General features: G+C 72.7%; 2 protein-coding genes and 1 pseudogene. 1 reads left to right on the top strand and 2 read right to left on the bottom strand.

Translation table 11 applies throughout. The features are described from left to right. Positions 1 to 183 (top strand): annotated as a pseudogene (locus AB8Z36_RS37035) (hypothetical protein); the annotation flags it as partial. Here the strand turns inward: AB8Z36_RS37035 and AB8Z36_RS37030 are convergent. Together AB8Z36_RS37030 and AB8Z36_RS37025 are read right to left on the bottom strand one after the other, a co-directional pair. Beyond that, a complete protein-coding gene (locus AB8Z36_RS37030) occupies positions 178 to 1,074 on the bottom strand; it encodes an NmrA/HSCARG family protein (RefSeq protein WP_369217775.1) in 897 nt (298 codons plus the stop codon). The pseudogene AB8Z36_RS37035 and the gene AB8Z36_RS37030 sit on opposite strands and share 6 nt — an antisense overlap. Positions 1,075 to 1,238: 164 nt before the next feature. Then, positions 1,239 to 2,016, bottom strand: a 778-nt coding sequence (locus tag AB8Z36_RS37025) for a heparin lyase I family protein (protein ID WP_369217774.1), incomplete at its 5' end; no start/stop codon positions are given.

Genomic DNA, 2,016 nt, shown 5'->3' with positions numbered 1-2,016 from the left:
ACCCCCGACCCCGTTCAGACCCAGCGCGACTGGAACGACACCTACCAGGCCCTCGCGCGCACCCCGGGCGCCGGGAACACCGCCCTGCGGCGGCGGCTCATCGGACTCTCGCGGCGCCTCGCCCGGGACGTGCTCCGCTCCGAGCGCGCCGACCTGCGCCGACGCACTCAGAACCCGTCATGACCCGCCGGGGCCGCCGGGCACCGGCCCGGCGGCCAGGAGTGCGTCCCAGTCCTGGGCGGCGGCCCAGTCGGTGAAGCCGCGCCAGCCGACCTCGGGGTAGTCGCGGCGCAGCCCGGCGACGTCCACGTCCAGGCCGTGCGCGGTGAAGTACGCGAACATGTCCGCGAGGTCGGCCGACCAGTTCCGCACGGCGTCCACCGGCACGTGCCGGTGCGCCACGGGCCGACCGGTGGCGACCGAGAGCACCTCCGCCATCCGGGCGGGTGTGAGCACGTCGGACGCGATGTCGACGCGCCGCCCCGCGAACGCCTCGCGGCGCCCGATGACCAGCGCCGCGAACGCGCCGATGTCGGCGGCGGAGATGAGCGTGAGCGGCCGGTCGGCGGGCATGGGCCAGGCGAACACGCCCTCGCGCAGGCCCTCCAGGGTCCAGCCGTGGGCGTAGTTGTCCATGAACGCGGCCGGGGCGATGACCGTCCAGGGCACGTCGACCGCGCCGAGGTGCTCCTCGATCCGGCGCTTGCTCTCGTAGTGCGGGACGCCGGTCCCGCGGTCGGCGTGGGCCGCCGACGTGAACACGATGTGGCCGGTCCGCGCCCGCACCGCGGCGTCGACGAGGGCGACGCCCTGGCGGGCCTCCGTGCGGACCGAGGTGCCGAACGGTGTGGTGACGGCGAACAGCGAGTCCGCGCCGGCGAGTGCGGTCTCCAGGGCCGCCGGGTCGTCGAAGTCGGCGCGGCGGACCTCGGCACCGAGGCGGCGCAGGGCGTCCGCGGCGGGCGATGCGGGATCGCGGGTGAGGGCACGCACCCGGTGCCCGGACGAGAGCAGCGCGCGGGCGGTGGCCCCGCCCTGGGCACCGGTGGCCCCGGTGACGGCGACGGTCAGCATGGTTCTCCCCCGTGGGTCCGTGAATCCGTGAATCCGTGGATCGTGCCCTTTATCTGCGTGGCGCAGTTATTGCGGCACGCAGGGAATCGTAGACCACACCGGACAACATTGCTGCGTTACGCAGATTTTTGCTCCGGGTCTCCGGTGGACGCCCGGGACCGGCCTCAGTCCACGTCCGCCCGCGACTCCCCCATCTTCAGACCGTCGATCCAGTTGATGGACGCGGTGCTCGCGTCGGTCCCCCAGTAGGTGCCCCAGCGCGGCTTGTTGCCCAGGTCGTCCCACGTACGGGCTCCGGTGCGGGAGGCGATCTCCCGGCCGTCCAGGTAGACGGAGAGCCTGCCGGAGCCGCCGGAGCTGGTGGTGACGCCGAGCTGGACGGAGTGCCAGGCACCGGCCGACCAGGCCGCCGAGCCGATGGAGATCCACTCCTCGCCCGGGGCGACGTACCAGACCTTCAGCTTCCCGTCCTCCACCTTCATGAGCACGGGGTAGTTCTGGCTGTGCTGGTCGTTGGTGCCGTTGGACTTCCACTGGAAGACGGTCTGGGCGTCGCCCGTCTTTGTCATGGAGTCCCAGCCGAACCAGTACGTACGGCCGTCCTTGAAGGCGTACTCGCCGCTCGCGGTGCGTACATTGTGCGCCTCGCAGCGGGGCACGCCGATGGGCTTGTTGAACTTGAAGATGTCGCCGCGCGAACCGCCCCAGTTGTCCACGGTGACGCTGCCCGGCGCGTCGCACAGGGTCGTTCCGAAGACACCCGGGCCATGGGAGGCGTCACCGTCCCACACGACGCTCCTGGCGGGCGGGGCCCCTGAGCCGACGGCCGGAAGACCGAGGGACTGGGGAGCGGCGAGGGCCCACGCGGCGAGGGCGGCCACGGCGGTGCCCGCGGTCGGGATCAGGGTCTTGCCGGTCCAGTTCACGGTGCTGCTCCTGGGG

The organism is Streptomyces flavofungini, from assembly GCF_041028215.1.
In the GTDB taxonomy this organism is placed as follows: domain Bacteria; phylum Actinomycetota; class Actinomycetes; order Streptomycetales; family Streptomycetaceae; genus Streptomyces; species Streptomyces flavofungini_B.
This window is presented reverse-complemented; position numbering and strand designations above follow the sequence as displayed.

What these genes read in the sequence shown, in the direction of transcription:
- AB8Z36_RS37030 (WP_369217775.1), bottom strand. Translation starts at nt 1,074, where the DNA reads ATGCTGACCGTCGCCGTCACCGGGGCCACCGGTGCCCAGGGCGGGGCC.